This window comes from Phenylobacterium sp. (assembly GCF_031412415.1).
In the GTDB taxonomy this organism is placed as follows: Bacteria; Pseudomonadota; Alphaproteobacteria; order Caulobacterales; family Caulobacteraceae; genus Phenylobacterium.
Genome location: NZ_JANOCX010000120.1, coordinates 1 through 5,504 on the forward strand (window position 1 = coordinate 1; position 5,504 = coordinate 5,504).

Here is a 5,504-nt window from a genome sequence, read left to right on the forward strand (position 1 = left end):
GCGTCGAGACTGGAGACTCGTGACCGTCTGACGCGTTGGCAGTCCCTAGGGGAGTCGAACCCCTCTCTCCAGGTTGAAAACCTGGCGTCCTAACCGATAGACGAAGGGACCGCGTGCGCGAGAGCGGCGTCTATATCGGCGATTCAGGGCCTATGCAAGTCGCGGGGTCAGCCAATGACGCGCCGGGGATCGGCGACGTCCTCGATCTCCAGTTCGACGCTCTCGCGACCCTGCCAATCGTCCGGCTTCAGACGGCCGGCGACATGCACCGCACCGCCCTCGCTCAATAGTCGATTGCCGATCTCGGTGTCCTCAGCGCGCCAGGCCACGGCCTTGAGCCGCCCTCCCGATCCGTCGGTCAAGGTGACCCGCACATGCCCGCCGCGCAGGGCCATGGGCCGCTCGATCCGCACGTCGGCGGCGGCGAACATGGGTTCGGGGTTTCCGGGGCCGAAGGGGGCCAAGGACTGGAAAGCCTGCCACAGGCCGCGGTCGGCGCCGCCCGTGGTCACCAGGGCGTCGATGTCCAGTCCGTCCTGCGCGGTGGCGAGCTGGGTTTCCTCGGCCAGGCGCTCGTTCAGGAAGGCGCGCAGCTCGGGAATGGTGTCGGGGCGCACAGACAGGCCCGCGGCCATGGCGTGGCCTCCGCCGGCCAGCAACAGGCCCTCATCATAGGCCGCCTGAACCGCGCGGCCCAGGTTCACTCCGGTCTGGGAGCGCCCAGAGCCTTTGCCGATGTTGGCGGCGCGGTCGACGCCGATCACCAGGGCCGGCTTGCGATAGCGTTCGCGCAGGCGGCTGGCGACGATACCGATGACGCCGGGGTGCCAGCCGTCGGCGGCGACGAAGGTCAGGGCGGCGTCGCTCTGGTTGCTCTCGCGCTCGACGATCTGGATGGCCTGCTCGAAAATCTCGCGTTCGACTTCCTTGCGCGAGGCATTGAGCGCGTCGAGCTCGGCGGCGAGTTGCGCGGCCTCCGCCGGGTCGTCCGTCGAGAGCAGGCGCGCGCCCAGGTCGGAGCGACCGATGCGGCCGCCCGCGTTGATCCTGGGCCCAAGGATGAAGCCCGCGTGGAAGACGCCGGCGGGGCCGGAGCCCTTGGCCACCTCCAACAGCGCCTTGAGGCCCGGGTTCTTCCAGGCCGACATCACCTTGAGCCCCTGGGTGGTGAGCGCCCGGTTGAAGCCCACGAGCTGAGTGACGTCGCAGATCGCGCCCAGGGCGGCCAGGTCCAGCCACTGGCGCAGGTCGGGCTCGGGGGTCGTCTCGAACAGGCCGCGCTTGCGCGCCTCGCGGTTCAGCGCCGCCAACAGAACGAAGGCCACCCCCGCAGCGGCCAGCACCCCCTGCCCCGACGTGCAACCCGGCCGGTTGGGGTTGACCAGAGCCGCGACCCTGGGGATCTCGTCGCGCATCAAGTGGTGGTCGATCACCACCACGTCGAGGCCGATCTTCTCGGCGTGGGAGAGCGCGTCATAGGCCGCCGCGCCACAGTCGACCGTGACCACCAGCTCGGCGCCGCTCTCACGAATGCGATCAAAAGCCGCCGGGGACGGGCCGTAGCCCTCGGTCATGCGGTCAGGCACGTAGATGGGCAGTTCCTTGCCCAGGGTGCGGAACCAACGGACGATCTGCGCGGCGCTGGAGGCGCCGTCCACGTCGTAGTCGGCGAAGATCGTCATCGGCCGGTCGCTGACCAGGGCGTCGACCAGAATCTCGGCCGCACGGTCCATGTCCAGGAAGCTGGAGGGATCGGGAAAGAGCGCCTTCAGCGTCGGGTTCAGATAGTCCGCGCCGCCGTCGGGGCCGATGCCCCGCGACGCCAGGGCACGGGCCAGGGGCTCTGAGAGGCCAAGGCCCATCTGGTGGCGGCGAACGGTCTCGGCGTCGGCCGGCCGCTCGCGCCACAGACGCCCGGAGAGCGAGCGTGTGACGCCGAGATAGCCCATGGGCGTGGTTCCGTCGGCCATCGGGCGAGGCTAGCCGGAGTCGGAACCCCGGCGAAGACCTCAGACCGGCCGCTTCATCCGCACTTCGCGCACCGTTTGGGTCGCGGAATTCATGACGATGGTGTGGGTGTGGACGAAGCCATCCTCATACTGCACGCCATCCAGCAACGCGCCGTTGGTGACCCCGGTCGCGGCGAAGATCGCGTCGGCCCGCACCATTTCGTGCAGGTCGTATTTGCGGTCGAAGTCGGTGATCCCCACCCGCTTGGCGCGCGCCTTCTCATCGGCGTTGCGGAACACCAGGCGCCCCTCGAACTGGCCGCCGACGCACTTCAGCGCCGCGCAGGCCAGCACACCCTCCGGCGCCCCACCCTGCCCCACATAGAGGTCGACCCCGGTCGAGGGGTCGGCGGTGTTCATGACGCCGGCCACGTCGCCGTCGGTGATCAGGTAGACCCGCGCGCCCACCGAACGGACGCTAGCGATGATGTCGGCGTGGCGGGGGCGATCCAGGATACAGACCGTGATCTCAGTGGCGTCGACGCCCTTGGCTTCGGCCATGGACTGGACGTTCTCGGCCGGGGTCTTGTCCAGGTCGATGACACCCTTGGGATAGCCGGGGCCGCACGCGATCTTGTCCATGTAGGTGTCGGGCGCGTTCAGCAAGGTGCCCTTAGGCGCCCAGGCCATGACGGCCAGCGCGTTGGCCATCGCCTTGGCGGTCAGCGTGGTGCCTTCCAGAGGATCGAGGGCGATGTCGATCTTCGGGCCGCCTTTGCCGCGGCCGACCTTCTCGCCGATGTAGAGCATGGGCGCTTCATCGCGCTCGCCCTCGCCGATGACGATCTCACCGTCGATGTCGAGGTCGTTCAGCGCCGTGCGCATGGCGTCGACAGCGGCCTGATCGGCCTCCTTCTCGTCGCCGCGGCCGACAAGTTTCCAGGCGGCGATGGCGGCGATCTCGGTGACCCGGACCGCGTCCAGAACCAGTCCGCGATCCAGAACTTCAGAACTCATAGCGTCTCTCCCGCGCTCCCTGTCGGAGCGTCCGATTGTCTTTACAGTCTTAGATGCGCGCGATGCGCAAGAGCCGGGGTCTATCCAGCACGGACGACAGATTCGCGATGCGGTCGATCGCCGCCGTGAGCACGGATTCGGCGACCGCATGGGTGGTGAGCACGATCGGCACGCCGTCTGCATTCTCCACGGGCTTCTGGAGGAAGCTTTCGATGGAGACGCCGGCCTCGGCGAGAGTTTCGGAGACGGCGGCGATGACGCCGGGCTCATCCTTCACCAGGAAGCGCAGATAGGCGCGGCTCATGCTCTTGGCGGGATCGACCGGAGTGAACGGCTTGAGGCCGGTCGCCCCAGACTGGAACACCGGGCGCGTCGCGCCCGTCATGACATCGGCGATGTCGGCGGCCACGGCCGCTGCTGTCGGCCCCGCCCCGGCGCCAGGCCCCTGGACATAGATCCGGCCGATGCGGGCGCCCTCGATGAACAATGCGTTGAGCGCCCCGCCGGCCTGGGCCAGGGGATGGTTCAGGGCGACCAAGGTCGGATGGACCCGCACCAGCACGCCCTCCGCCGAGCGGTCGGCCGAGGCGATCAGCTTGATCCGATAGCCGAGATCCTTGGCGAGCTGGATGTCCAGCAGGGCCACCTGCTCGATGCCCTCGATCTCAGCGGCCGCATAGTTGGGCGCGCAGCCGAAGGCGAGCGCCGCCAGGATCGAAATCTTGTGGGCCGCGTCGAAGCCGCCCACGTCCATGGTCGGATCGGATTCGGCGTAGCCCAGGCGCTGGGCCTCAGCCAGGACCTCGGCGAAGGCGCGACCGCCGGCCTCCATCTCCGTCAGGATGTAGTTGCAGGTGCCGTTCAGGATGCCCGCGACGCTCTTGATGTCGTCGCCGACCAGGGCCTCGCGCATGATCTTCACGGCGGGCACCCCGCCCATCACGGCGGCCTCGAACAGTAGCGGCACGCCCTTGGCCTCGGCCAGGATTGCGAGCTCGGCGCCATGCTCGGCGATGAGGGCCTTGTTGGCTGTCACCACAGGCTTGCCGGCGTTCAGCGCCGCCTCGACCGCAGCCTTGGCCGGGCCGTCGGACCCGCCGATCAGCTCGACGAAGATGTCGTTGTCGGGCGAGGTCGCCAGTGCGACCGGGTCGTCGAACCACGGCAGGTTGGAGATGTCATAGGGCCGGGGTCGCGAGCGCGAGCGCGCCGAGACGCCGGTCACCGACGCCGTCGCGCCCGCCGGCGCGAAACCGGGACGTTCGGACAGGAAGTTCAGCAGGCCGGCGCCCACGGTGCCCAGGCCCGCGACGCCGACGCGCCATTCCGACTTGCTCATTGGGCCGCCAGGGTGTTGTGGGCCCGGCCGAGGATTTCGTCGGCGTTGGCCAGGAACTTTTTCACGTTGCGGGCGGCCTGGCGGATGCGGTGCTCGTTCTCCACGAGGCCGATACGCACATAACCTTCGCCATATTCCCCGAAGGCCGCGCCGGGTGAGACGGCGACGCCGGCCTCCTCGATCAACAGCTTGGCGAACAACAGCGAGCCGATGCTCTTGAACTGTTCGGGCAACGGGGCCCAGGCGAACATCGAGGCCGGCGGCGAGGGAATGTCCCAGCCGGCGCGCTTCATCGAGCTGACCAGGGTGTCGCGGCGGGACTTGTACATGGCGCGGATCTCGTCGACGCAGTCCTGCGGGCCGTTGAGCGCCGCCGCCGCGGCAACCTGGATCGGCGTGTAGGCGCCGTAGTCCAGGTAGGACTTCACCCGCGCCAGGGCCGCGCACATCCGTTCGTTGCCGACCACCATCCCGACCCGCCAGCCGGCCATGGCATAGGTCTTCGACAGTGAGTTGACCTCGACGGCGATGTCCTTGGCGCCGTCCACCTGCAGGATCGAGGGCGGCGGGTTGTCGTCGAAATAGATCTCGGAATAGGCGATGTCGGACAGGACCAGCAGGTCATGCTTCTTCGCCAGAGCCACGGCGTCCTTATAGAAGTCCAGATCCACCCACTGCGCCGTGGGGTTGGACGGATAGGACAGGATCAGCACGCTAGGGGCGGGGCTGGAGTGGCGCATGGCCGCGCTGACGCCCGACAGATACTCCTCCGGAGAGGGCGCTGGCACGTGGCGGATCACGCCGCCGGCCATGATGAAGCCGTAGGCGTGGATCGGATAGGCCGGGTTCGGGCACAGGATCACATCGCCCGGCGCCGTCAGGGCCTGGGCCAGATTGGCGAAGCCCTCCTTCGATCCCAGGGTGGCGATCACCTCGGTGTCGGGGTTGAGCGTCACGCCGAAGCGCTTCTGGTAATAGCCGGCCATGGCGCGGCGCAGGCCGACGATGCCCTTGGAGGCCGAATAGCGACCGGCCTTGGGGTCGCAGGCGGTCTCGATCAGCTTGTCGACGATGTGTTTCGGCGTCGGCATGTCGGGATTGCCCATGCCGAAGTCGATGATGTCCACGCCTTGGCCGCGCAGGCGGGCCTTGATGCGGTTCACTTCCTCGAAGACGTAGGGCGGAAGGCGTCGGATACG

The 5,504-nt window shown here is 68.3% G+C and carries 4 protein-coding genes and 1 tRNA gene; all 5 read right to left on the minus strand.

What is annotated here, in order from left to right:
* Positions 1–36: 36 nt before the first annotated feature.
* Positions 37–111, minus strand: a tRNA-Glu gene (locus RMO04_RS05935).
* Positions 112–167: 56 nt separating this feature from the next.
* Positions 168–1,970, minus strand: coding sequence for a single-stranded-DNA-specific exonuclease RecJ (gene recJ, locus RMO04_RS05940; RefSeq protein ID WP_309643869.1), 1,803 nt, complete (start codon positions 1,968–1,970; stop codon positions 168–170).
* 39 nt (positions 1,971–2,009) lie between these two features.
* The gene (gene glpX, locus RMO04_RS05945; RefSeq protein ID WP_309643870.1) at positions 2,010–2,966 is read right to left on the minus strand and encodes a class II fructose-bisphosphatase; all 957 of its coding nucleotides are present in this window, start codon (positions 2,964–2,966) and stop codon (positions 2,010–2,012) included.
* 49 nt (positions 2,967–3,015) lie between these two features.
* Positions 3,016–4,305, minus strand: a complete 1,290-nt coding sequence (locus RMO04_RS05950; protein ID WP_309643871.1) for a homoserine dehydrogenase — start codon at positions 4,303–4,305, stop codon at positions 3,016–3,018.
* Positions 4,302–5,504: LL-diaminopimelate aminotransferase (locus RMO04_RS05955; RefSeq protein WP_309643872.1), on the minus strand; the 1,203-nt coding region annotated here is incomplete at its 5' end. The genes RMO04_RS05955 and RMO04_RS05950, both read right to left, overlap by 4 nt.